This is a genomic window from Algoriphagus sp. AK58, from assembly GCF_014324365.1.
GTDB lineage: Bacteria > Bacteroidota > Bacteroidia > Cytophagales > Cyclobacteriaceae > Algoriphagus.
This window is the reverse complement of record NZ_QEIG01000013.1, coordinates 116,983-141,874: the sequence shown is the minus strand read 5'-3', so window position 1 is coordinate 141,874 and position 24,892 is coordinate 116,983. Positions and strand designations below refer to the sequence as shown.

The 24,892-nt window shown below is 42.9% G+C and carries 25 protein-coding genes; 15 read left to right on the top strand and 10 right to left on the bottom strand.

Translation table 11 applies throughout. From position 1 onward, the window contains the following. Window positions 1-48 precede the first annotated feature (48 nt). Window positions 49-552, top strand: a complete 504-nt coding sequence (locus DDT91_RS12735; RefSeq protein WP_187176566.1) for a hypothetical protein — start codon at window positions 49-51, stop codon at window positions 550-552. A gap of 37 nt (window positions 553-589) precedes the next feature. Here DDT91_RS12735 and DDT91_RS12730 read toward each other — a convergent pair whose 3' ends face one another. Then, window positions 590-1,318 (bottom strand): TIGR00730 family Rossman fold protein, encoded by a 729-nt coding sequence (locus DDT91_RS12730; protein WP_187176565.1) that lies wholly within the window; start codon window positions 1,316-1,318, stop codon window positions 590-592. Window positions 1,319-1,482: 164 nt separating this feature from the next. Here DDT91_RS12730 and DDT91_RS12725 point away from each other — a divergent pair, with 164 nt between their 5' ends. From DDT91_RS12725 to DDT91_RS12710, 4 genes are all read left to right on the top strand, one after another. Next, the gene (locus tag DDT91_RS12725) at window positions 1,483-2,085 is read left to right on the top strand and encodes a YkgJ family cysteine cluster protein (RefSeq protein ID WP_187176564.1); all 603 of its coding nucleotides are present in this window, start codon (window positions 1,483-1,485) and stop codon (window positions 2,083-2,085) included. Between the two features lie 74 nt (window positions 2,086-2,159). After that, window positions 2,160-2,519 (top strand): phage holin family protein, encoded by a 360-nt coding sequence (locus DDT91_RS12720; protein WP_187176563.1) that lies wholly within the window; start codon window positions 2,160-2,162, stop codon window positions 2,517-2,519. Next, on the top strand, window positions 2,512-2,892 hold the full coding sequence (locus tag DDT91_RS12715; RefSeq protein ID WP_187176562.1) for a hypothetical protein: 381 nt from the start codon (window positions 2,512-2,514) through the stop codon (window positions 2,890-2,892). Before DDT91_RS12720 ends, DDT91_RS12715 begins: the two co-directional genes overlap by 8 nt. Further along, a complete protein-coding gene (locus DDT91_RS12710; protein ID WP_255502109.1) occupies window positions 2,876-3,631 on the top strand; it encodes a geranylgeranylglyceryl/heptaprenylglyceryl phosphate synthase in 756 nt (251 codons plus the stop codon). Before DDT91_RS12715 ends, DDT91_RS12710 begins: the two co-directional genes overlap by 17 nt. Here the strand turns inward: DDT91_RS12710 and DDT91_RS12705 are convergent. The 6 genes from DDT91_RS12705 to panC form a co-directional block, all read right to left on the bottom strand. Next, window positions 3,614-4,543, bottom strand: coding sequence for an AraC family transcriptional regulator (locus DDT91_RS12705; RefSeq protein WP_187176561.1), 930 nt, complete (start codon window positions 4,541-4,543; stop codon window positions 3,614-3,616). The genes DDT91_RS12710 and DDT91_RS12705 overlap by 18 nt on opposite strands. Window positions 4,544-4,683: 140 nt before the next feature. Next, window positions 4,684-5,823 (bottom strand): acyl-CoA dehydrogenase, encoded by a 1,140-nt coding sequence (locus DDT91_RS12700; protein WP_187176560.1) that lies wholly within the window; start codon window positions 5,821-5,823, stop codon window positions 4,684-4,686. A gap of 102 nt (window positions 5,824-5,925) precedes the next feature. Continuing rightward, window positions 5,926-6,612, bottom strand: a complete 687-nt coding sequence (locus DDT91_RS12695; protein ID WP_187176559.1) for a zinc metallopeptidase — start codon at window positions 6,610-6,612, stop codon at window positions 5,926-5,928. A gap of 34 nt (window positions 6,613-6,646) precedes the next feature. Beyond that, window positions 6,647-7,654, bottom strand: a complete 1,008-nt coding sequence (locus DDT91_RS12690) for a lysylphosphatidylglycerol synthase transmembrane domain-containing protein (protein ID WP_187176558.1) — start codon at window positions 7,652-7,654, stop codon at window positions 6,647-6,649. Continuing rightward, window positions 7,654-8,001, bottom strand: a complete 348-nt coding sequence (panD, locus tag DDT91_RS12685; protein WP_187176557.1) for an aspartate 1-decarboxylase — start codon at window positions 7,999-8,001, stop codon at window positions 7,654-7,656. The genes DDT91_RS12690 and panD overlap by 1 nt, the downstream gene beginning before the upstream one ends. A 24-nt stretch (window positions 8,002-8,025) precedes the next feature. Continuing rightward, entirely contained in the window at window positions 8,026-8,874 is an 849-nt protein-coding gene (gene panC / locus DDT91_RS12680) for a pantoate--beta-alanine ligase (RefSeq protein WP_187176556.1), read from the bottom strand. Window positions 8,875-8,999: 125 nt separating this feature from the next. Here panC and DDT91_RS12675 point away from each other — a divergent pair, with 125 nt between their 5' ends. The 3 genes from DDT91_RS12675 to glmS all read left to right on the top strand — a co-directional run bounded on the left by DDT91_RS12675 (window position 9,000) and on the right by glmS (window position 13,100). Beyond that, window positions 9,000-9,812, top strand: coding sequence for a glycogen/starch synthase (locus tag DDT91_RS12675; RefSeq protein ID WP_187176555.1), 813 nt, complete (start codon window positions 9,000-9,002; stop codon window positions 9,810-9,812). Next, window positions 9,751-11,136, top strand: a complete 1,386-nt coding sequence (locus DDT91_RS12670; RefSeq protein WP_187176554.1) for a DUF4270 family protein — start codon at window positions 9,751-9,753, stop codon at window positions 11,134-11,136. Before DDT91_RS12675 ends, DDT91_RS12670 begins: the two co-directional genes overlap by 62 nt. Window positions 11,137-11,258: 122 nt before the next feature. Continuing rightward, entirely contained in the window at window positions 11,259-13,100 is a 1,842-nt protein-coding gene (glmS, locus tag DDT91_RS12665) for a glutamine--fructose-6-phosphate transaminase (isomerizing) (RefSeq protein ID WP_187176553.1), read from the top strand. A 35-nt stretch (window positions 13,101-13,135) separates the two neighbouring features. Here glmS and DDT91_RS12660 read toward each other — a convergent pair whose 3' ends face one another. After that, on the bottom strand, window positions 13,136-13,360 hold the full coding sequence (locus DDT91_RS12660; RefSeq protein WP_187176552.1) for a Kazal-type serine protease inhibitor domain-containing protein: 225 nt from the start codon (window positions 13,358-13,360) through the stop codon (window positions 13,136-13,138). A gap of 112 nt (window positions 13,361-13,472) precedes the next feature. Between DDT91_RS12660 and prfA the strand changes: the two genes are divergently transcribed. Together prfA and DDT91_RS12650 are read left to right on the top strand one after the other, a co-directional pair. Further along, the gene (prfA, locus tag DDT91_RS12655; RefSeq protein ID WP_187176551.1) at window positions 13,473-14,546 is read left to right on the top strand and encodes a peptide chain release factor 1; all 1,074 of its coding nucleotides are present in this window, start codon (window positions 13,473-13,475) and stop codon (window positions 14,544-14,546) included. A gap of 78 nt (window positions 14,547-14,624) precedes the next feature. After that, window positions 14,625-15,149, top strand: a complete 525-nt coding sequence (locus DDT91_RS12650) for a GNAT family N-acetyltransferase (RefSeq protein WP_187176550.1) — start codon at window positions 14,625-14,627, stop codon at window positions 15,147-15,149. Between the two features lie 18 nt (window positions 15,150-15,167). On the opposite strand, the gene DDT91_RS12645 is transcribed toward DDT91_RS12650, so the two are convergent. After that, on the bottom strand, window positions 15,168-16,409 hold the full coding sequence (locus tag DDT91_RS12645; RefSeq protein WP_187176549.1) for a cystathionine gamma-synthase family protein: 1,242 nt from the start codon (window positions 16,407-16,409) through the stop codon (window positions 15,168-15,170). Window positions 16,410-16,623: 214 nt separating this feature from the next. After that, window positions 16,624-19,434 (bottom strand): YCF48-related protein, encoded by a 2,811-nt coding sequence (locus DDT91_RS12640; RefSeq protein ID WP_187176548.1) that lies wholly within the window; start codon window positions 19,432-19,434, stop codon window positions 16,624-16,626. Window positions 19,435-19,576: 142 nt separating this feature from the next. On the opposite strand from DDT91_RS12640, the gene DDT91_RS12635 reads away from it, so the two are divergent. The 5 genes from DDT91_RS12635 to DDT91_RS12615 all read left to right on the top strand — a co-directional run bounded on the left by DDT91_RS12635 (window position 19,577) and on the right by DDT91_RS12615 (window position 24,793). Next, the gene (locus DDT91_RS12635) at window positions 19,577-20,230 is read left to right on the top strand and encodes a DUF3365 domain-containing protein (protein ID WP_187176547.1); all 654 of its coding nucleotides are present in this window, start codon (window positions 19,577-19,579) and stop codon (window positions 20,228-20,230) included. Between the two features lie 356 nt (window positions 20,231-20,586). Continuing rightward, window positions 20,587-21,543 (top strand): SUMF1/EgtB/PvdO family nonheme iron enzyme, encoded by a 957-nt coding sequence (locus tag DDT91_RS12630; protein ID WP_187176546.1) that lies wholly within the window; start codon window positions 20,587-20,589, stop codon window positions 21,541-21,543. A 17-nt stretch (window positions 21,544-21,560) separates the two neighbouring features. Continuing rightward, the gene (locus tag DDT91_RS12625; protein WP_187176545.1) at window positions 21,561-22,874 is read left to right on the top strand and encodes a Gfo/Idh/MocA family protein; all 1,314 of its coding nucleotides are present in this window, start codon (window positions 21,561-21,563) and stop codon (window positions 22,872-22,874) included. Window positions 22,875-22,877: 3 nt separating this feature from the next. Next, the gene (locus tag DDT91_RS12620; protein ID WP_187176544.1) at window positions 22,878-23,792 is read left to right on the top strand and encodes a hydroxypyruvate isomerase family protein; all 915 of its coding nucleotides are present in this window, start codon (window positions 22,878-22,880) and stop codon (window positions 23,790-23,792) included. Further along, window positions 23,789-24,793 (top strand): YCF48-related protein, encoded by a 1,005-nt coding sequence (locus tag DDT91_RS12615; RefSeq protein WP_187176543.1) that lies wholly within the window; start codon window positions 23,789-23,791, stop codon window positions 24,791-24,793. The genes DDT91_RS12620 and DDT91_RS12615 overlap by 4 nt, the downstream gene beginning before the upstream one ends. Window positions 24,794-24,892: the final 99 nt, after the last annotated feature.

Here is a 24,892-nt window from a genome sequence, read left to right as displayed (position 1 = left end):
GTTTTTCCATGAGATAAGTTTTTATTTTTACGCCATATTCAGGCCCTGATGATCGAAAAATTATTCCCACTGGACAAAAATTACATCCTTAGGCAGGCGCAGTCCTCGCTAGAGGAGCAGTTGATTGACCGGATGATTTTTGAATTGAAACGATCATATACTTTTTTATACAATCCTCTCCAATTGATGGATCACACCTACGCCAAAATCCTGGATACCTTTGAATTTCCCAAGGACAGAGTTCGGCTAATTTACAGGCAACTGTGCGGAATCTACCGCTACAAACATGGAGATAATCAGCTGGAATTGCTTTTTGACGGCAGAACTCATTTTGAAAAGTTTCAGGAAGACTGGTCTGAGGCTTTGATAAGCTACATTCAACAGTTGGGTCAGCACGAACAGTATGTGAAAACAATGCTTCGGATGACCTTGCTTTACGATACCGAGACTCGGGCCGAATGGGCTGAAAATCACTGTAAGGCATTCATCAACCAGCATTTTGAGCTCAAGGTGGTCAAAAGACATGGAGAGCTTCGCTTGAAAGTCTCTTAAAACACAAAACCCGCGGACATAGCGGGTTTCGTTTTTTCTAGAAGTTTGGACTGAGCAGGTATTTGCTGTAGAATTCGTCGATGACTTTGACCGCTTCCGTGGCATCATCCACCACGCAAAAGAGATCCAAATCGGACTCGCTGATGTAATTGGGATCACCCCGAAGTAAAGTAGCTTTGATCCAGTCCACCAATCCTCCCCAGTAATCTTTGCCTACGAGTACGATAGGGAAGCGTCCGATTTTATTGGTTTGGATCAAAGTCAACGCTTCAAAAAATTCATCCAAGGTTCCAAACCCTCCTGGAAGTACGACAAATCCTTGAGAATATCGGATAAACATGACTTTTCTGACAAAGAAGTAATCGAAGGTCAAAAGTTTGTCCCGATCAATGTAAATGTTGTTAAACTGCTCAAAAGGCAGGTGAATATTCAACCCTACGGATTTTCCACCCTCTGAATAGGCACCCTTGTTACCAGCTTCCATGATACCAGGACCACCACCGGTGATCACTCCATAGCCATGGCGAACCAACTTTGCTGCGATTTCTTCGGCGGTTTTATAGTAATGGTGGTCCCTAGGCGTCCTCGCAGATCCAAAGATGGTGACGCAGGGTCCTATTTTGGCGAGTTTTTCAAATCCTTCTACAAACTCAGACATGACTTTAAAAATTGCCCACGAGTCGGCGCTTTTGATTTCGCTCCAGTCACGCTCTTTGAAGGCACGTCGGATTCGTTCTTCCGATTTTTTTTCATCTATGTGGCTCATATTCTCTCAAATTGTGTCATCAAGAAAACGATTCTTGGGCAGGAATGGCGAAAATCAGGCCAAGAATCTCAATAAATCATTGGTATTCAGGGATAAAAATTCCTTTAAGGGACAGATTTAATTCCCGGAATACCCAGTTAATTTTGTTCTGAAAATAGAGATAGATGAATCTTTTTGAAAAATCCCGGGCAGTGGAAGAAATCTTCCTTGAACTGGAGAAAGAATCCAGGCAGTTTCACGAGGAGGCAGGGATGGGTTGCATTTCGGGGTGTGGGTTTTGTTGCGCCAATCCTCAGGTACCCGCTACTCCCTTGGAATTTTTGCCATTAGCATTTGATCTGTATGAAAAAGGCCTGGCCGATGACATTGCCAATCAACTGGCCAATGAGGAAACTCCAGGGATTTGTGTGGTTTATCGATCCAATCCAGCAGATGTGACGAAAGGATACTGTGGAAACTATTCAAAAAGGGGACTCATTTGCCGACTTTTTGGGGCGTCTGCCAGGAAAAACAATAAAACCGGCCTGAAGGAATTGATCACCTGTAAGATTTTGAAAGCAGAGAAAAGGGAGTTGTTCCAAAAGGTCAGTGACCGGATCAACACAGACATGGAAATTCCTCTCGCCCCTGCTTATTATACTCGGATCAAAGACGTGGACGAAGCCTTATCCAGCCAATATCCTGTCAACCAAGCCATCCTTATGGCTTTGGAATTGGTCTTGAGGTATAAGTTTTATCAAGAGGCTGAGGAGTCAAATCAGGATTGATTTTTTTAGATCATCTGTTTTTAGCCTATATTCGATATCAATTTAATGGCAAGAGCCCGTAAAAAGCCAAACACATGCTGAATCTTGGGGAGATCGTTCAGACGGTTAAGAGTATCGTTGAAACTAGAATAGGAATCATTAAAAATGAAATTCAGGATGAATTTGTTACCATCCTTTCAAGATTGATTCTGCTGGTCATCATCGGTTCTTTGGTGTTATTGGTTTTTTTGTTTCTTTCACTTTCACTGGCATTTTTCATCAGTCAGGTAACTCAAAGTCCCTACTTGGGATTTTTGATTGTGGCATTGATGTATGTTCTGATCGTCTTGATCCTTTACCTCACTAGAGATTCTCATAGCGTACAAGAAAGCATTAATTCCACCCTAAAGGATTTTATTTTCAGAGCAAAAAGCGATAAAAAAGAAGATGAGTAAGGATCTCGAGAAAAAGTCAGAAGAGCTGGAACAGACTTTAGCAAAGCAACTGGAATTGTTGAAAAAGGATTCTGAAGACTGGCTAAAAGTCGGTGCCGCTGTGGCAGTAGGAGCCTTACTTACCTATGGGATCGTCAAAGCCACCCGAAAGAAAAAAGTCAGGAATACCGAGAAGGCCTTGGAGGTTCTGGAAAAGGAGGGCCTGCTCAATGATGATATCAAAAAGCGACTGACCAAGCCCAAGAGTTCTTCGTTTTGGCCTTCACTGACTCAAAGACTATTAATCCTTGGACTTGCTTTGGCAAAGGATAAAATTTACAGTGATTTTTTTTCAGGAAATACTAGCCAAGAGGTGATTGAAAAGGATAAGTAAACTCCTGAAGGGATTCTCAAAGTCCGGAAAAAAAGGAGTAGCCTGGCTGGTTGATCCAGAAAAAGAGATCAGTTTGGATCAATTTTCTTGGATTCAGCGCTCAAATTTGGATTTGATTTTGGTAGGGGGGAGTAGAGCGAGTGCTCAAAGGCTTGAGGAAACTATTGCTGCAATCAGGAAATTTTCAGGATCAATTCCAATCTGTATTTTTCCAGGATCCAGGCTCCAATTATCCGGTCAGGCAGATGGGATTTTGTTTTTATCCCTTATTTCCGGAACGAATCCAGAGTTTTTGATCTCTCATCAGGCAGAGGCCGCTATTGATCTGGAAACGATGAATCTGGAGATTTTGCCCACAGCCTACATGTTGGTAAATGAGGGAGAAATATTGAGTGTTCACCAGGCAAGTAACACGCTGCCGATTTTAAACTCAGAAATCGATCGAATCAGGTCTATTGCTTTAGCTGGTAGATTTTTAGGTTTTAGATTCTTCTATCTGGAGGCAGGAAGCGGTGCAAAAAAACCGGTTTCACCCACAGTAATCCAAGTTGTCAAAAAATCAATTCGAAAGCCTCTGATGGTGGGTGGTGGACTGGATTCACCCGAAAAGGTCAAGGCTGCTTTTGATGCAGGGGCAGATTTGGTGGTCTTGGGTAATTCGATAGAAAAAGACCCCGGTTTTTTGGCCGAGGTCTTGAAAATCAAATATTGGTACAATCAACTATTGAACATTAATTAGTGAGTCCCTTCTTCGCATTTTGCCCGCAGGCACCCCATACATCATTTTAAAGCGTCTGCAAAAATAAGCCGTGTCTTTATAGCCTACTTCTTTTCCGATATCCCGGATTGATTTTTTGGTTGTTCGTAGAAGTTCTACGGCTGCCTCCATCCGCTGGTATTCGATGTAATCTTGAGGATTGATTCCGGTAAGCATTTTGAAATACTGTCCCACATAATCTTCAGACACATTAGCGACCTTGGCCAAGACTTTATTCGAAAGATCTCCTCCGATGTTGGTCTTTATAAAATTAAAAAGATCAATAAGCCTTGGGTCCTTGAAATAGGTAGAATTGGTTGATAATTCCTCTGTGAAAAGTCGGTTTTTAAGAATATGGCGAAGCAATTCGATAACCAAGACTTCAGTTTGCGCCTTCAAAGCCCTCTCTTTTCCCACGTTGGAAGTTTCCAATTCCTTCATAATGTCCTCAATCAAAGTCGCGATGCGATCATTGAATCGGATGATAAATGGAGGAATGTCCAGAGAGTTGAAAAAGTTGACTACATCGAAAACCTTGGACTCGAAGTGCAGCACAGAGATGCAATCTTCCTCACAGGTCTTGATATCCTTGTAGCTGATACTTTGCAGGTATTTGCGCTTGGATTCACTAAACTGCTCTAAGGTAATTTCCTGTCGCTTATTCCCAGCTCCAAAAGTTACTGCAGTTCTTTGGCCTTTTGGTAGAAAAAGTACTTCGCCTTCATTGATGAGTTCTTGATCTTCCCCGAATTTTAGGCTGCCATGATGCAGAAGAATAAGAGCATTTTCAGGTTCTTGATAGTTGTAAACAGATATAGGTTTATCAATTTTAAAATTGTTTCCCCTTAAAAATTTGACATGTACTGATTCTATTACTTTGTTATAATAATCCATAATTATTCAGAAAAATTTAGAACCAAAAATATGATTTTTCCTAAGTAAAAACATAACTATTTTAGAGAAGGGGCAAAAAAAGTAAAAAAAGGGTATAAAAATTTGTATCTATACCCTTTTTAAAACTCAACCTTGGTGCACTATTTCAGGATTCCTCTAGAAATTACGATCCGTTGGATCTCTGAAGTACCCTCATAGATCTGGGTAATTTTAGCGTCACGCATGAGTCTTTCAACATGGTATTCTTTCACGTATCCGTATCCTCCATGTACCTGTACTGCTTCCACTGTAACATTCATCGCAACTTCAGAAGCATAGAGTTTGGCCATAGCTGAAGCATGTGCATAATCTTGCTCTTGATCTTTGAGCCATGCGGCTTTGTAAACCAAAAGTCTTGCTGCTTCGATCTGTGTCGCCATATCTGCCAGTTTAAATTGGATTGCTTGGTGTTGGCTGATGGGCTTTCCGAATGCTTTTCTTTCTTTGGAATAGGCGAGCGCAAGTTCATAGGCACCTGAAGCGATTCCCAGTGCTTGGGCAGCAATCCCGATTCTGCCCCCATTGAGGGTTTCCATGGCAAATGTGAATCCAAATCCTTCTGCTCCGATACGATTTTCCACCGGCACTTTCACATCAGTAAACATCAGAGAATGGGTATCCGAACCCCGGATTCCCAATTTGTCCTCTTTCTTTCCGATTACAAACCCATCCCAGCCCTTTTCGACAATGAACACCGATATTCCTTTGTGTCCCTTGCTGGCATCAGTCTGTGCGATGACTAGGTAAACACTTGCCGTGGAACCGTTGGTAATCCAGTTTTTGGTCCCGTTGAGGATGTAGTGATCGCCTTTCAGCTCTGCATTGGTTCGCTGGGATGTCGCGTCCGACCCAGCTTCTGGTTCAGATAGGCAGAATGCCCCTAGAATTTCTCCGGTTGCCAAGCGGGTCAGGTATTTTTGCTTTTGCTCCTCTGTCCCGTATTTCTCAAGACCCCAGCATACCAGTGAGTTATTTACAGACATGGAGACCGAAGCCGAGGCATCGATCTTGGATAGTTCTTCCATGGCGATGACATAGGAAATAGTATCCATCCCTCCACCATTGTATTTGGGATCCACCATCATTCCCATAAAGCCCAACTCTCCCATTTTTTTGATCTGTTCGTAGGGGAATTTTGCCTCTGTGTCTCGGTCGATTACGCCAGGAAGTAGTTCTGTCTGAGCAAATTCCCTCGCTGCTTCCTGCACGGCCAGATGCTCTTCAGTCAATTGAAAGTTCATAAGGGTAGTCCTTTTTTGGGTTTAAATTCAGAGCGAAAAGATAGCCTAAAAAAAGAAAAGGGACAAAAACTTGTCCCTTTCCGAATATTATTTTGTTGTCTGTTAATCTCTGTTTCCAAAGAAAACGAAGATATAATAAGCCAAAGTAGCTAAAGAGGCCAAGGCAGCTACAACATAGGTCATTGCAGCCCATTTTAAAGCATCTTTCGACATGTCATATTCTGGTCGGGTCACAATATTTCGGTTTTGTACCCAAGCCAAAGCTCTGTTGGATGCGTCAAATTCCACAGGCAATGTCACTAAAGTAAACAGGGTCATTACTGAGTAAGAACCGACCACAATGTATCCTATGATCGGCACAGGGAGACTCAATGCAAACCCACCAAACAAAGAAGCGATCAACACGATGTTTAGGATTTTACCTGAAATATTTTGGATAGGAACCATCGCAGATCGGAAGTTGAGCCACGCATACGATGTTGCATGCTGAACAGCGTGTCCGCATTCATGGGCAGCTACGGCAGTAGCGGCGGCATTTCGTCCATAGTAAACGTCAGGAGAGAGGTTTACTGTCTTATCCATAGGATTGTAGTGGTCAGTAAGCTGACCTTCTACGCAAATAACTTGTACGTCATGGATGTTATTGTCAGCAAGCATCAGTTTGGCTATTTCAGCTCCTGACAGATTCGCTTGAAGAGGGGTCTGTGAATAAAGCTTGAATTTGCTTTTCAATCTGCTGCTTACCACAAATCCAAGAATTGCAAATACAACTACAATTAGAATAATCATTTTTTTTGGGGTTAAACTCGGTCTGAATACGAAGTTAGGACTTGTCAGGTTTAATCCAAGCAGGGATTTTTACCATCACGATCCAACTCATCAAGCCTACAAGCATTACTTGAATTACCTGAGTTCCATGAATAATAGCAGCAAAAATCTTCCCGTCAGTCTCTGACACTCCAAACTGGATCAAAATGTAGGCCACTAAGGCATGGAAGGTGCCAATCCCGCCTTGTACGGGCGCTACCATGCCAATACTTCCCATCACCATTACCAATAGCACCTGAGTTGCCGACAAATTGGCAGTGGATTGTATTCCAAGGGAAACCGTATACATCGTCATGAAATATATAATCCAGATTAGGAATGAACTGATCCAAAATCCAATAGGATTCTTGACAGATCGAATGGATTGAATCCCAGAATAAAGTTGTCTTAAAAACTGCTGAAGTCGGTTGATCAGGCCGTTTCCACGAAATTTTTTGAATAGTATGAATATAAAAAGTGCGAAAACTGCCAATCCTCCAAGCAATAGAGGAAGGTAATTGATGAGTTTGTTGCCTAATGAATTAAGATCCACCAACTCACCTGCTAGAGATAGGAAAAGTTGGCTTTCGAGGAAAAAGGACAGCAGAATGACTGAAATCAAAAACAGCAAATCAATAGTCCGCTCCATGATTACTGTCCCGATCAAATGTCCAATAGAGGTTCCATTGGTCCTGGACAGGACTCCGCAACGGGCAACTTCTCCAGCTCTAGGCACTAAAAGGTTGACCAAATAACCCACCATGACGGCATGGTAGGCCCGATTTGCACTTACCTGAGCCTCCCCTTCCTGTTTTTGGATCAGTAAAGCCCACCTCCAGCCACGAATCCAATATCCAGCCCAGGCAATCCCTAATGAAAACAGAATCCAAAACCAATTACTGGACTGAATCTGTGCTTTTAGGCTTGAAAACTCGATATCTCGATACAAAAACCAAAAAATCCAGACAGCCACGCCTAGGGAAATGACTACCTGGATAAGTTGTTTGACTTTTGGATTCAGCATCAGATCAATTTGTTTCTTTCATCGGGAAAAATCAGAACAGGCTTGTACTTTTTTGCTTCTTCAAGCTCCATACTCGCGTAAGAAATAATGATCACAATATCACCGACTGATGCTTTTCTTGCTGCGGGACCATTGAGGCAGACTTGACCACTTCCTCTTTCTCCTTTGATCACGTAGGTTTCCAGCCGCTCTCCGTTATTTACGTTGACTACCTGCACTTTCTCGTTTTCGATAAGATGTGCTGCATCCATCAGGTCCTCATCGATGGTGATCGAACCTACATAGTGCAATTCTGCCTGGGTGATTTTTACCCGGTGGATTTTGGATTTAAGTACCTGGATTTGCATTGGTTTAGTTTTTCCGCCGCGAAATTAGGGAATTATCGGCAGGTTATCGATCAATCTCACCTCACCTACAAAGGCTGCTATACAAATAGATGATTTCTGTTCGGAGTTAAATTCTCCGTAAAGCGCAAATGAATCCGGATTTACCAACTCAAAATATTCCAGCTGAGTGTGTTTTTCCCTTTCAAAATTGATTCTAACACTTTCCTTTACCTCTCTCCAAGCCTGTCCTTCAAGGAGCCTGTTTTTGGCTTGATTCATGCTTTCGAAAAGAAGTAAGGCCTTTTTTCGCTCTTCATCATTCAGGCGGAGGTTTCTCGAAGACATGGCCAATCCATCCATTTCTCTTCTTGTTGGCACTACCTCGAGATGGAGGTCAAATGAGAGGTCTTGGACCAAACGATTGATGATGGCTACCTGCTGTAGATCTTTTTGTCCGAAAAATGCTATGTGTGGTTTTATAATGTGGAAAAGCTTGGAAACGACAGTGCCCACACCATTAAAATGACCAGGGCGAAACTTACCTTCCAGCACCCTCTCCAAGTCTCCAAAGTCCAGCGTGAGTCGGGTCTGATTGGGATACATGGTCTCCACCGAAGGTACAAAAACATAGTCTGTTCCGGATTCTTTCAGTTTTTCTAAATCCGCCTCTAGAGTAATCGGGTATTTTTTGAAGTCTTCCGGGTTGTTGAATTGGGTGGGGTTGACAAAAATGGAGACCACTGTCACATCCATCATCACCTTACTTTTCCCCACCAAATCCAGATGTCCTTGATGCAGCGCACCCATTGTAGGTACAAGTCCGATTTTTTGAGATTTTTGAAGGTGATTGAGCCAGTGGGGGTTCCATTCGGCAATTGAGCGGATTAGCTTCACGACAGGGCAGTATTTCGGCTAAATTGGGGCAAAAGTAGATTAATATCCAGAAATACAATGCTTTTTGGCTTTTTTTTATTTACCTTTGTGCCCGTTGTTTATCACGATCATTAAATCCCTATAGCATGTCCAAACTACGTATCCTCTACGTTGCTAGTGAAATCAACCCTTTCTTACAAACTTCCGAAGTAGCCAATTTCTTGAGAACTCTCCCACAAGCCATGCAAGAGCGCGGAATGGAGATCCGTATTTTGGTGCCAAGGTTTGGGTTGATCAACGAGCGCAAAAACAGACTCCATGAAGTAGTGAGGCTATCAGGGATCAATATCGCAGTCGGTGATGAAGAAAAACCTTTGATTATAAAGGTGGCATCGATTCCCAATGCAAAGCTCCAGGTTTATTTTATCGATAACGAGGATTATTTCCAGCGAAAGCATGTCTTTCATGACAAACAGCAACGCTTTTACGAAGACAATGATGAGCGCGCTATTTTCTTCTGCAAAGGGGTCATCGAGACTGTGAAAAAACTGGGATGGGCTCCTGATATCGTACACTGCAACGACTGGATGACGTCTTTGATCCCAATGTATCTGAAGACAACTTACAAGAATGAGCCTCTCTTCAAGGATACTAAAACCGTATTCGCTATTTATAACAATGGATTTTCCCATACCTTTGGAGACGATTTGTTAAACAAGGTTAAGATGGTAGACATCGATGACACTATTTTAGCACCTTTGAAAAGCAAAGACTTCACAGGCTTCATCAAAATGGGTATGGAATATGCCGATATGGTGGTAAAAGGCTCGGAAGTCTCTGCAGAACTAAACCAACTGATTGAGGATTTCTCTAAAGACAAAAAGTTTGAAATCAAAATTGAAGAAGAGCAGCAAGCTCATGACGAGCTTTATGGGATTTATACCAGCCTTGCGGGCTAAGATTACCTTTTCCGCGTTAATTACCGTCTTTTTCCTAGGTGCTTGTAGTGATCCTGCTACGGTAGGGCTGGAACTCGCACCTCAGAACAATCAAATCGGAGTATTTTACAAGGAGTTTCAGCTGGATGCCCAAGTTGTCTTATTGGATTCTTTTAATACGACCAATGCAGGAATTCTGATAGTTGGTGATGAATCTGACGATTATTTCGGCAAAACTAGAAGTATCGCTTACACAAGGCTTTACATTGAACCTGGTGCAGAGCGTCCGAGGTCCGATGCAATTTTGGATTCGATTTTCTTCAACTTGTCAACGGTCAGCGTAAATGGATCGAACTTAGATCAGCCTAAACGCTACTCCGTTCATTTGTTATCTGAGCCGATCTTAGATACACTTTATTATAATTTCAGCAGACTTGCCTTTGAGTCTAATCCCATAGCAATAGGAGAGGTGGTGTTTAGAGATGAGAAAGACACCGTGATTTCTATTCCTGTCAAAGCCGACTTTGCAGAAGAGCTTTTTGGAAAGCTTAAGCGAGGACAGGAGTTTGATAACCTTTTCAATTTTAGAAGGTATCTTCCTGGTGTGGCTGTTACGGCTAGGGAAGGTGATAATACTACTGCGGGATTCTCACTGGGAGGTAATACAGGAATTTCCGTGTTTTACCATTATCAAGGAGACACAGTAGCCAAGAAATACTCCATCACCACCTTCTCTTCAAGGAGTTTCAACGGTATAGAATCTGACCGGTCAGGTACTCCAACTGAAGTGGTTTCGGAGTATCAAAAATCTTACAGTACAGGGCCGATTGTCGGAATGAAATCAGGGCTTGGTCTAGCTTTAAGAATCGACACCAGTCCGTTTGATGCCTTTTTGGACACATTGGGTGGAGTTATTTTCAATCAGGTCAATTTTTCTTTAGGTCCTATTGAAAACCAAGATGCCAATAATACTCCGATCAATGGCATGGTAATGAAGTTTGTTGATTCTCAAAACAGAGTGTTGTTAAGCTCGGTCAACCAAGCAGAACTACATGTTCAGGCAGATGGGCAAGCACAAGTAATTCAAGACACGAATGGAAATTCAGTTCCAAATAATTTCTTTGCGTCTTCAGCTGTTATAGAATACAATACCACTGACAAAATTCAAAAAGCAGCTATTACTTCTCATGTAAATGCCTTGTATAGGGGGCAGCTTCAACGATCGGATTGGTTGCTTTATGCCACTACCCCGAGAACGGGCGATGATTTTAAACGATCTTTAAGGCAGTTTAAGGTGAATAAAGATAAAATTAAAGTTACGGTTATCTATTCAAAAACACGATAAACAATCGATTTCGAAAAAGTGATTCTGATCCACTTTTAGTTTTTCTAAAAGTGGATTATTTTTTTTGGCACGAATGCTGTTTCTTTGTGCAAGTACTAACCAACTTTTAAGAATTTTTACTTATGTGTGGAATTGTCGCGTATGTCGGGCAGCGTGAAGCCCTCCCTATTATTATCAAAGGACTGAAAAGATTAGAGTATCGGGGCTATGATTCGGCAGGTGTTGCTTTGATTGACCAGCATGGCCTGAGTGTCTACAAGAAAAAAGGAAAAGTCTCGGATCTTGAGAATCATCTGGAAGAAAACGGAGAATTGAAATCAAGAATCGGTATTGGTCATACCAGATGGGCTACCCATGGTGAGCCCAATGATGTGAATGCCCACCCGCACTATTCTTCTTCAGAAAAATTTGCGATGATCCATAATGGGATCATTGAAAACTATGAGGTACTGAAAAAAGACTTGCTGCAAAAAGGATATAATTTCCAAAGTGAAACTGACACAGAAGTTTTTGTCAAGTTTATTGAGGATATCTATACCAATAACTATTGCACCCTGGAAGAGGCGCTGCGTTTGGCTTTGCAGAAAGTTGTGGGAGCTTATGCCATAGTATTGATCAACCTCGAAGAGCCAGATACGCTGATCGCTGCCCGAAAAGGATCTCCATTGGTTATCGGTGTGGGAGAGGGCGAGTTTTTCTTGGCATCTGATGCCACACCTATCATCGAATATACCAATAAAGTAGTCTATCTAGATGATTATGAAATTGCAGTAATCAGAGACGGCAAACTCCAAGTAAAGACCATTGAAAATATCGAAACCAGTCCGTATATCAATCAGCTGGAACTGGAGTTGGAAGCCATCGAAAAAGGTGGATACGAGCATTTCATGCTTAAGGAGATTTTTGAGCAGCCTAAATCAATTGCGGACTGTCTCCGAGGAAGACTAGATCCTAAATCAGGCCGCTTAGTCCTAGGAGGATTAAGAGACTACATGAATAAGTTTACCAATGCCGAACGAATCATCATTACGGCATGTGGTACCTCTTGGCATGCCGGTTTGGTGGCTGAATATCTTTTTGAAGAGTTTGCCCGTGTGCCGGTAGAAGTCGAGTATGCTTCAGAATTCCGATATAGGAACCCTGTAATCAGCGACAAAGATTTCATCATCGCCATCTCCCAATCTGGAGAGACAGCCGATACACTTGCTGCTATTGAGCTTGCAAAATCTAAGGGAGCAACAATTTTCGGTGTTTGTAATGTGGTAGGCTCATCAATTCCGAGAACTACCCATGCAGGTTGTTACACCCATGCAGGGCCGGAAATCGGAGTAGCTTCTACCAAGGCATTTACAGCACAAATATCCGTACTTACAATGATGGCACTGAAACTTGGCTATCAGAGGGGTACATTGCCGGAAAGTAAGTATATCCTTATGCTTCATGAGCTTGCCGATATTCCTGCGAAAGTTGAAAAGGCACTCCAGACGAATGATGCAGTCAGAAAAATTGCGGAGAAATACAAGGATGCCAGCAATATGCTTTATCTCGGACGAGGATATAATTTCCCTGTAGCCTTAGAAGGGGCGTTGAAACTAAAGGAAATTTCTTACATCCATGCTGAAGGTTATCCAGCAGCAGAAATGAAGCATGGCCCGATTGCCCTCATCGACGAGGAAATGCCAGTCATTTTTATTGCTACACTGGACAGTTCTTATGAAAAAGTGGTCAGCAACATTCAGGAAGTAAAAGCTCGTAAAGGTAAAGTGATTGCCGTCGTGACGGAAGGTGATAAACAGGTAAAAGCTCTTGCAGACCATGTTATAGAAATTCCACCAACGAACGAAGCTTTTACTCCACTTCTTTCTGTGATTCCACTTCAGTTGCTTTCCTATCACATCGCTGTGATGAGAGGGTGCAATGTGGACCAGCCGAGGAATTTAGCCAAGTCGGTGACGGTGGAATAAAAAGTCAAAAAGCCCGAAGATGTGATTCGGGCTTTTTAGTTGCAAGCTCCTGCCGTCCATGATTTTAGTCCTGCTAAATCCGCAGCGCAGGCATTTGGATAGGTCCTGCCGTTACAACCACAGACTGGCGTATAGTCAAAGGTACAAGGTCCACTTCTGATCCTTTCCGGATCGATACAGCCTGATAATGGCTCTTCTTTTTCACAAGAAGAGAGGAAAAATATTGAGGAAAGAAGCAGAATCAGAGGTAATTTTCTCATACTATCATAACGTCAAGTAATTCTTTCTTGCTACAAAACATATGCTTTAGGCAGGAATTGGCCACAAGCCAGCCAATAAAATCCGTACTTTTGCGCAGCCAAGAAAAAACCCATGCTGGATAAATTACAAGCCCTTAAAGAACGATTTGAAGAAGTAGGTCAGCTAATCATTTTGCCGGATTCTATGTCTGACATGAGCAAATATGCCAAGCTTACCAAGGAATATAAGGATCTGGAGAAAATCGTGGCCGTGTATGACGAATATGCTCTGGTTCTAAAAAATATCGACAGCTCTAAAGAGATGCTCGAAAAAGAAAAAGATCCTGAATTCCGGGAAATGGCTAAGGCAGAATTGGATGACTTGCGTGAGCGTAAAGAAGTCTTAGAGGGTGAGTTGAAGGAGCTTTTGATCCCGAAAGATCCCAATGATTCCAAAGATTGTATCCTGGAAATACGAGGGGGGACCGGAGGTGATGAAGCGGCGATTTTCGCAGGGGATCTTTTTAGGATGTATGAGCGATTCTGTGAAATGCAGGGATGGAAGCTCACGGTCCTGGATTTGACTTTTGGTTCGGCAGGAGGATATAAGGAAATTATCGCGACTGTATCCGGAGCAGATGTCTATGGAATGCTCAAGTATGAATCGGGAGTGCATCGGGTTCAGAGAGTGCCAGCCACTGAATCTCAGGGGAGAGTGCATACCTCTGCTGCATCTGTGGCGGTTCTCCCCGAAATGGATGAAGTCGAGGTGCATTTGGATATGAATGATATCCGCAAAGACACTTTTTGTTCTTCAGGACCAGGTGGCCAGTCGGTTAACACGACCTATTCTGCGGTCCGATTGACCCACAATCCTACCGGATTGGTAGTCACCTGCCAGGATGAGAAATCCCAAATCAAAAACTTCGAAAAGGCGCTAAAGGTACTTCGTTCGAGACTCTATGAAATCGAGCTGGCCAAGCACAATGAGGCGGTGGGTGCCCAGCGAAAGTCCATGGTCGGCAGTGGAGATCGCTCCGACAAAATCCGAACTTATAATTATCCCCAGTCGCGTGTCACAGACCATCGGATCAACAAAACGGTGTACAATTTGCCTGAAGTCATGGATGGACACATCGAAGAATTTATCTCCGCGCTAAGACTGGCGGAAAATCTCGAAAAAATGCAGGCTGGAGGGATTGAGTAATAGGTACAGGCTTTGCAGGAATGAATTAAGAAAGTATATTGATAAATAAATACCCACCTAAGCTAACCCAGTAGAATTATGATTATTGAAGGAGAAAGAGAAATCAATCTGGTGACATGGAATGACTCTCATTTTCATCAGCTCTATCCTATAGCCAATAATCCTAAAATTGCCATGAATCTCAGGGATAGTTATCCCCAACCTTACACGATTCATGATGCCCGGCATTGGATTGAGCACAATCAAAAATTCAATCCTCCTCAGAATTTTGCGATTGAGTTTGAAGGAAGGCTGGCTGGATCCATTGGGGCAGAGCGTGGCAAAGATGAATTGCGAACCAATATGGAACTTGGATTTTGGATAGGAGAGCCATTTTGGGGCAAAGGCATAGCTACAGAGGCAGTGAAGCTCTATACCGATTACATTTTCGAAAAATTTGATATTCAACGGATTTTTGCACAGGTCTACGACTTCAATGGAGAATCCATGAACGTGCTCGAAAAGGCAGGATATATCCCTGAAGCAATATTGAAAAAGGGTTTTATTAAGAGAGGAAGGGTAGGAGATATATTCCAATATGTAAGAATAAGGGATGAAGAATAAACTTCATCCCTTATTCATTTAACCGACTTTTTCCAATGCCTGTTGAATGTCCCATATGAGGTCCTCAGGATGTTCCACACCGATAGACAGTCGGATAAGTTTTTCAGAGATTCCCAGTTGGTTCCGGTCCTCGTCGCTGACATCGCTGTGAGTCATGGTCGCGGGATGCTCTGCAAGAGATTCTGTACTTCCCAGAGAAACGGCTAAGTGAAAGAGTTTTAAGTTATCCAAAAATTGGAATGCTTCTTTTTCCCCTCCTTGGATATCAAAAGAAACCATAGCGCCAGCGCAGGAAAGTTGCTTTTTGAAGATTCGGTATTGTGAGGAATTTTCCGGAATATGTCCCAAATAATATACTTTTTCCACTTTAGGATGGGCAGCGAGGTAATCGGCCACTTTCGAGGCGTTTTCTGCCTGCTGAGTCATCCGTACTTTTAGTGTCTCCAGACTCCGCATCAGGAGCCACCCAGTCCATGGACCTGCCATATTCCCGAGAAATGTCCGGAGAGTACGAACTCTTCTCATCAAATCCTTCTTTCCCAAAACCGCTCCAGCGATCAAATCGGAATGACCTCCGATGTATTTGGTAGCAGAATACATGACCAAATCAGCTCCATGTTTGAGTGGATGCTGCCAGAGTGGTCCCATGTAGGTGTTGTCTACCACTACATAGACCTCGGTTTCTTGATCACTTAGTCGATCAGCCACTTCTCTGCATAATTCCAAGTCAAAAAGTGCATTGGTCGGATTGGCAGGGGTTTCAACATAGACCAATTTCACTTTTGCGCCTTTTGCTCGCTGTAAAATTTCTTGTACGGAGTCTTCCGGGGTAAATCCAATTCCATGGATTCCATATTGGGGTAGCACCTTGTTGATAAAATGATCGGTACCACCATAGACCGGCTTGCTATACAAGAGAGAGTCCCCTGGTCTTAAAAATTCCAACAATACCGTGGAAATGGCTGACATTCCGCTTTCAAATACAGCGCATTCATCTGCACCATCCCAAAGGCAAAGCCTTTCTTCCAGAATTTGAAGATCCGGGTTGTTTAATCGGGAATAGATTAATCCGGGTTCTTCTCCAGGAGATTTTTCCCTTTTTCCATACGCAAGCTCAAAAAATTCTTTTCCTTCCTGAGCTGTTTTAAAGACAAAAGTTGAGGTCTGAAAGATAGGGCATTTGACTGCGCCTTCTGAAAGTTCGGGCTTATAGCCGTATGACATCATCAGGCTTTCTGGGTGAAAATATCTGGAATTCATCTGGGTTTATTTTTCCTCAAAGGACAGAAAAAAGCCCAAGATTCACAATATTGAATTCCTAAGGATATTTTGAGTTTGATCTTAATACAGTTTGAAAATTTAATTTTTTGTTAAGAAACAGGAAGTTATTCTTTGTTAACAAAATAAAATTTCGAAACAGGCTTAAATAATACTTTCTTGAGATATTTAATTTTTTTCCAGTGGAACTTTCCGATCAATTGACGATTACCTTTCTGGTGACGATCCTTTTTTTGTCTATCAACTGAACAAAATGTACTCCTCGTGGAAGCCATGACAATTCTTCCTGCTTCGAGCCTTGTTTGATAATTGAAGAATAAATAATCTGACCGAGGGAGTTGATTACCCGTAGTTCGGAGAAGGAATCCAAGTTTGACGATTGTATTGAAAGGCTTCCATGGCTTGGGTTAGGATAAAGGATTAGGTCTTGAAGCAGGGGATCGGGTTCTAATCCGGTAATGATGTTCACATTTACAGCTAATACTCTTTTTGGACCAAAATTACATTCGTTTTGTGCCTCTACTGACAAGTCAAAGTTTCCTTCCGTTTCCCAAATCACATGGATGCTGGAGCTTCCTTGACCGGACAAAATCCTTCCTCCCCCTGAAATCGTCCATCGATAATTTAATCCAGGTATGGCTGTAGTCTGGTATTTGTATTCCCCAAGGGCGGTTTGACTCTCACCCTGGATAGCTGATGGTTGGTCTGGAGTTTTATTTACCTGAATGAGTTTTGAAATGGGATTCCCCTTTCCACAGGAATTGGAAGGAGTTACGCTGATTTTTTGGTTTCCTTGGGTTTTCCAAATGATTGAGACCGAAGCTGAGCCTTGTCCGGTTACAATTTCTCCACCTGTTACTTCCCAGGAATAAGTAGTTCCATTTTGGTTGATTACGGAATACGTGTGATTGGTTTCAAGGCAAACCGAACCTTCTCCGGATATGGGCTGATTTAAATTAGGGATTTGGGAGACTGTGATTTCCAAGGCTGACGTTTCTCCGTTACCGCAAAAATTGACTCGACTGACTAAAACAGCATTTCTCCCTGTCTTTGTCCATTCTACTTCAATGGAAGGAGTTCCCTGACCCGTTATAATATTTCCACCATCTACCCTCCAGACAATTTCTGAACCAGGCTCGGGTTGACTTGTAATTGAATACGTGCTTGTGCCGAGGCACTCTGAGCTATTCCCTGTAATAGGACTTATACCTCCCGGAGGAGTACAGGAATAGCTGAGAATGGTGCCGTCTTTTCCGACCGCAAAGGCAGAGTTTGGGTCACCGTAATTGATGGAAAGAAGGTCGCGAGTGGTTCCGCTGTTTATTTTAAACCAAGTTTTTCCTGCATCCTTGGTTTGATAAGTCACTCCGTTTTCCCCGACTACAAATCCAAGGTTTTGATCCCAAAAATCCACCGAGAGAAGATTTACCTTTTCTGGAAAGGATAGTATTTCCCAGGTAATTGCCTTGTCTTTGGTTTTCAATACAACGCCATTATTCCCAACAACCAAGGCAGTAGTAGTGTCTAACTTTGCTAAAGCATTTAGATTTTCCTGTGTCAGCTTAGGGAGACTTTCCCAGACAGATCCTCCAAAGGTCCTGCTCATTTGACCGTTTTTACCAACTGCGAGGCCAAAACCAAAATCGAAATAGATTAAATCGCTCAGATCTGTTTGGGTGTTTGACCTTACCGTTTGATCCCAGGTAGCACCAGAATCGAATGACCTAGAAATATATCCGTTGTTACCGGTAATGTATAATACGGAAGGAGCAAAAAGGTAAAATCCGGTAATTTTATTGGGTGTTTGTGAAGGAACAGCAACCCAACTGCTTCCTGAATTTCCGGTTCTATATATTTTACCTCCGGCTGAGGAAGCATACCCAAAAGCAGTATTCCAAAAATCAATGGTGTGAATGTCGATTTTTTCGGGAAGGGGTCTACTTATCAGGGAGATAGCGCCATTTGTTGTTACAAAGAATTCTCCACTTTTTCCAGAAATGAATCCTATTGTATTTGATTTAAAATCAGCAGCGGAAAATTCATTACGAATGCCAGCCTGCCGAGTGGTCCAGTTAGCCCCTCCGTTTGTGGATTGAATCATGTAACCGTTTTGTCCTATCCCAAAAAGGACATTGGTGTTAGGTCTGAATCCTAAATTTCCAAGATTTCGAGTATTTCCCGCTCCCAAGTTTATCGTTCCAAATGTTGCTCCAGAATTTACCGATCGGATCAGAGTGGCCTGATCTCCTATGACTACAAGAATCCTCGGATCTATAGGGCTTGCAGCCAGTTTTTTTAGGGGAGTAGTGACATTTGATGGGGATGCGGTCCAAGTGTTTCCTCCGTTAGTAGTTCGGAAAAAAGTTCCTTGGTTACCCACCGTATATCCGATCAATTCGCTGGTGAATAGTACTCCATTGAGATTTTGGGTGGTTGAGAGTTGGATTTTCTCCCAGGTCAATCCTTTATTGAAAGTTCTGAAAATATTCCCCGCTTCCGCTGCGATAAAGCCGGTGTTTTCGTTAATAAAAAATACCTCATTGAAATCCAGTCCTGTGTTTGAATTAATTTTGGTCCAACTCAAACCCGAATCATAAGAAATTAAAACTGTCCCGTTATCTCCAATTGTGATCAACTGGGTATCCCCAATTTTTGTAATGCTTTTTAGGTGTTCTGTGGTTCCAGATATGGTTTTTAACCAAGATTTACCGCCGTCATTGGTGTGGAAGATCGCGCCTTTATCGCCTACTGCCACTCCTTTGGATTCGTTTATGAAAGAAATATCATAAAACCTTGTTTCAAACTTCTGGAGAACTTCATTCCATGAAGTGCCGGCATTCTCTGAATAGATGATCAAGTTTTCGCCGGCAGCAAAAACTTTCTGATCATTTACCCAATGAACAGTTTCAAAATCAAGTCCCCATCCCTGCATCCGGGTCCAGGTTTGAGACCAGGTAAACTCAACTGAAAAGACCAGAAAAAATAATACGGATAGAATTTTTTTCATTCCTCGGAAAATAAGCACTTTAAGATAACTCCAATTCGGTTCATGGGAATTAAAAAGTAAATTAAGAACAAGAATTGGGTAATTAACAGAACTTTACTCCCTAATTCTAGTCATCTTAAGTTAATACATAAAAATTGAAATGATGAAAAAGCTCTTTTTTTTAATCATAGTAGTGTGGGCTATGTTTTCCTGCGGTCCACAAGAAAGGGTATCAAAAGAAACCTTTGAAGAGGTCAATCGGAATATGGAAGTCAAAAGACTTACTGAAGTTGAAATTATCCAAGAAGCTATGGTATGGGGAGATTCTATTTCTTTGGAAGCACAGAGTCTGCTGATATCCAATCTGCAGAAAGCTATTTCAGAAACAGGCGTTCAGGGCGCTATTGAATTTTGCAATCTTAATGCCCTTCCGATAATACGTGATCTGGAGAAAGAATATTCCATCCAAATCAGGCGTGTTTCCAACCGATACAGAAACCCAATCGATGCACCCAACCAAGAAGAATTACCTCTTTTGGAGGCCTATGAATACAATGCTGAGAGTGGGATAAAAAGCGATCCCAATATCCAAAAACTTCAAAATGGCGAGGTTTTGCTCTACACCAAACCGATCATAATCCCCAACGGGATGTGCCTCAGCTGTCATGGTGAGCCTGGCAAGGAGATCAACCAAGAGACTCTTCAAAAACTAGCCGAACTTTATCCCGATGATAAGGCAAAGGGGCATCAAGTAGGAGATTTGAGAGGAATGTGGGCAATAAGAATTCCAAAAAAAGAAGTGGTGAAGAGGCTTTGAAAAACTAATATTCGAACATAATTAATATGATTGTCCGCATTAGTACCAACAGCCAAATACTCTTCGATTAATGGGTCGGAAGACCGATGACCGAAGACCGAAGCATTCCAGATTTCAACCTTTTCTAGAAATTTTTTAAGCTCGCTTAACTTTCTGGTAAGAAAGCGGATATGCAGATTAATTAAATAAGAAAACTTAATTCAGTAGGAACCCTTGGGGTTAAATCCACCAAAGAAATTCTCTATGTTTTAATTAAAGACAGTGGAATTCACATTTATCGGCACCTTTCATCAAAAGACTAATTCAAAAAAAACAGAAAAGACTTATTTTCAATCATTCATGCTCCCAGCTTACCTATGAAGAAGTTTCTTGTCGCCTCAGGTCTGATTTTGATGAGTTTTCAGCTCAACGAATCGGAAGTTTTTGAAGCCTATACCCAAAAAATTCCTGGAACCCCTGTGTCTTTTGACATGACTCCCATTCCGGCTGGATCCTTTTTGATGGGATCCAATGATTCTAAATTCCCAGATCAAAATCCTGCCCATGAAGTCAAACTTGATGCCTTTTGGATGGGAACACATGAGGTGACTTGGGATTCATTCGAACTTTTTTTGGATAAGCATTACGAACAGACGATGACAGAAGGAGGAGTGGAGGATCGGGTAGATGGGCTTACACGTCCGAGTTTACCTTACCTGGATATGACCTTCGGAATGGGTAAAGACGGAAAACCTGCGGTCGGAATGACTCAGTATGGAGCCATTCAGTATTGCTATTGGCTTTATTTGAAGACAGGAATATTTTACCGATTGCCTACCGAAGCCGAATGGGAATATGCCGCAAGGGCAGGATCTTCTGAAAGGTTTTTCTTTGGTAATGAGGAATCCAGACTTTCCGAATATGCCTGGACAGCTTCCAACAGCGGTGGCTCAACCCATCCAATAGGACAGAAAAAGCCTAATCCATGGGGGCTCTATGACATCTTTGGGAATGTGCAGGAATGGACCATTGACTTTTACGAGGAAAATTTTTACAGCAGGTCAGGCAAGGACAATCCTGTTAATCCGGCTACTAAACTTTACCCTCACGTAGTCCGTGGAGGAAGCTTCAAAACGCCTGAAAGTGAAATGGGATCTGCATTTCGCGGAATATCGGATCCCTCTTGGAAGCGGATCGATCCGCAGATTCCGAAGAGCCAATGGTGGTTTCCGGAAGCTCCTTTTATCGGCCTCCGTTTAGTAAGACCTCTTAATCCACCGTCTCAAGAGCAAATAATGGCCTATTATACTCAGGAGCCTATCGCAGATTATTAAAACCAAATAACCATACTATGAACAATCAGAATTCACGCAGAGACTTCCTCAAAACCTCTGCCTTGGTGACCGGCGGCATGCTGGCCCCCTCATTTTTGGTTCCGGGAGCTTATGCAGCCCCGGACAATCAGATCAAACTCGCTGTCATCGGCTGTGGAGGCCGGGGTACCGGAGCGGTATTCCAGGCGTTTGAGACAGGACATCCTATCAAGTTAGTAGCTATGGCAGATGCTTTTCAGGATCGATTGGACTCTAGTTATAAGGCGATTTTTGACAAATACGGAAAAGACAAAGTGGATGTCCCTGCCGAAAAACGGTTCGTGGGATTTGACGGATACAAAAAAGCAATAGCCGAAGCAGATGTGGTCATATTAGCAGCCCCTCCAGGGTTCCGCCCCTCGCATTTTGAGGAAGCGGTAAATCAAGGCAAGCAGATTTTTGCCGAGAAACCCATGGCCACCGATGCAGCCGGAATAAGAAAAGTTTTGGCTGCTGCCGAAGTAGCTAAATCCAAAAAACTCAATGTAGTGGTGGGCCTTCAGCGGCATTATCAGCAAAACTACAGAGAAGTCATGAAGAGAATTCAAGATGGCCTGTTGGGCGATATCGTAGGAGGCCAGGTGTACTGGAATGACGGAGGGGTATGGGTGCGTGAACGTAAACCGGAGCAGACTGAGATGGAATATCAGATGAGAAACTGGTATTACTTCAACTGGCTTTGCGGTGATCATATCGTAGAGCAGCATGTACACAATATTGACATAGCCAATTGGGCAAAGAATGGGTATCCTGTCAAAGCAGAAGGCACAGGAGGGCGACAAGTCCGTACGGGTAAAGACCACGGAGAGATCTTTGATCATCATGTCTTGACCTTGACGTATGCCGACGGGTCGGTGATTCATTCAGAATGCCGACACTTCCCCGGTGCGGCCAATCGGGTCGATGAAACCTTCCAGGGAACCAAGGGGAAAGTATACCTGAGTGCTGGAAATCATGGTGTGATGACAGATTGGAAAGGAAATTCAATTTATACCCACAACCGAGAAAATAACCCCAACCCTTATCAAGTCGAGCACGATGAGCTTTGGGCGGCAATTGTAAAGGGAGAGTATAAGTTTGCCGATGCAGAGAATGCTGCAAAATCAACTCTGACTGCGATCATGGGGAGATATGCTACTTATTCTGGTAAGGTAGTTACTTGGGATGAAGCGCTTAACGGTTCGGTAGATCTGTTTCCTGAGAAATTGGCTTGGGATGCAATGCCAAAAATCCTCCCTGGTCCTGATGGCTATTACCCACATGCGATTCCCGGCAAAACCAAAGTCATATAACCCATGGAAAGAAGAGGCTTTATCAAAAAGATTGGCTTAGGAAGTGCTTTAGTAGGCGCGACCGGAGCAATGAGTCTACCTGCTTTTTCCAAAGAAAAAGGGGCTGCGGCTCCTTTCAAAATGGACTTTGCACCGCATTTTGGCATGTTTAAAAATCATGCTCCAGGTGGTTTGGTGGATGAGCTTAAGTTCATGGCTGATCAGGGTTTCCGCTCCTTGGAGGACAATGGAATGCTGAAGCGCTCGGTTGCCGATCAAGAATTGATAGGCAAGACACTCCATGATTTGGGAATGCGAATGGGGGTCTTTGTGATCGATGGAGGAGACAACTGGAAAGTGTCTTTGACTACAGGAAAGCAAGAGTTTCTAGATGTATTTCTCAAAACTTGCCGGGAGTCCGTGGAAGTCGCCAAGCGTGTCGGAGCCAAGTGGATGACGGTGGTGCCGGGCTATTTTGAGCGTAATCTCCCCATGGGTGTCCAAACAGGCAATGTAATTGAAGCTCTAAAACGTGGGGCGGAAATTTTCGAGCCTCATGGATTGACCATGGTGCTAGAGCCACTTAGTGACAATCCGGATCTTTTCCTCCGTCATGCGGATCAGACCTATATGATTTGCAAGTCAGTGGGAAGCCCATCCTGCAAGATTCTATACGATATCTATCATATGCAGCGAAACGAAGGCAACCTGATTGCGACCATGGAAAAAACATGGAGCGAAATCGCCTACATCCAAATCGGCGATAATCCAGGCAGAAAGGAACCGGGAACCGGTGAGATCAATTATTCTAATGTCTTCAAATATATCCACAACAAAGGTTTTACCGGAGTAATGGGGATGGAGCATGGCAATGCACTTCCCGGAAAAGAGGGAGAATTGGCCCTGATCGAAGCTTATCGCAAAGTGGATATCGTATGAGAATTTTGATTTTTCTGACCTGCTTTTGGACAGGGATTACCTCAACTTTTGCCCAAAATCCCGCCTGGCAAGAATTTCAAACTCCCGTGAAAGCCTCCCTAAGGGGGCTTTCACCCGTTTCAGACCTTGTCTGTTGGGCGAGTGGAAGTGGAGGAACTTGGCTCAAAACTACCGACGGCGGCAAATCTTGGGATCATGGTGTGATTGCAGGATTGGATACGGTGGATTTTCGGTCGATCCATGCCGTTGATGAAAAAGTGGCAGTGGTGGCATCTGCAGGTCAGCCAGCGGTTATTTATCGAACAGAAGACGGAGGGACGTCTTGGACAAAAGTCCACCAAGAAGGCAAAGAAGCTTTTTTTGACGCCATTACGTTTATCGATAAAAAAAAAGGATTTGTACTTGGAGATCCGGTAGATGGGAAATGGATGATTTTGGAAACCTCGGATGGGGGGAAATCTTGGAAGTCTCTGCCTCACTTACCTAAAGCGGATGATGGGGAAGCCGCTTTTGCAGCCAGTTCCTCTTCTCTTATTGCTCATAAGGACCAATTGATTTTGGGTACAGGTGGGCGTACGTCTAACCTCCACATTTACTCCTTAGCAAAATCAGAATGGACCAAAATTCCGGTTCCTTTGATGATTCAGGGAAAATCTTCTCAGGGGATTTTTGCCTTGACTCACTTTAAGAATCAATTGATCTTAGCGGGAGGAGATTATGCAAATCCTGAAATAAGGGAAGGCAATTTGCTCATTTGGTCTGGAAGAGAGTTTATTGCCCCTAATCAAACCACCAAAGGCTATCGATCGGGGGTTACTTTGCTGAAAAAGAACGGTCTTTTGATCGCTGTAGGACCAGATGGTTCAGATTTTTCAGTTGACGGAGGAAGGAACTGGCAGAATTTTTCATCCGTTGGTTTTCATGCCGTAAAAACCACGGATGATCAAAAAAGTATTTGGGCTTCCGGATCTCAGGGCAGAATTGGCAGATTGATTGATTAATCAATTTTTGAGTTGTTTTTTTAACTGGATGATAGTATTTGATGCCAGTTTGTTAAAAAAAAGAAAGGAATCCTATCAATCTTCTTTTTAAAAACCCCA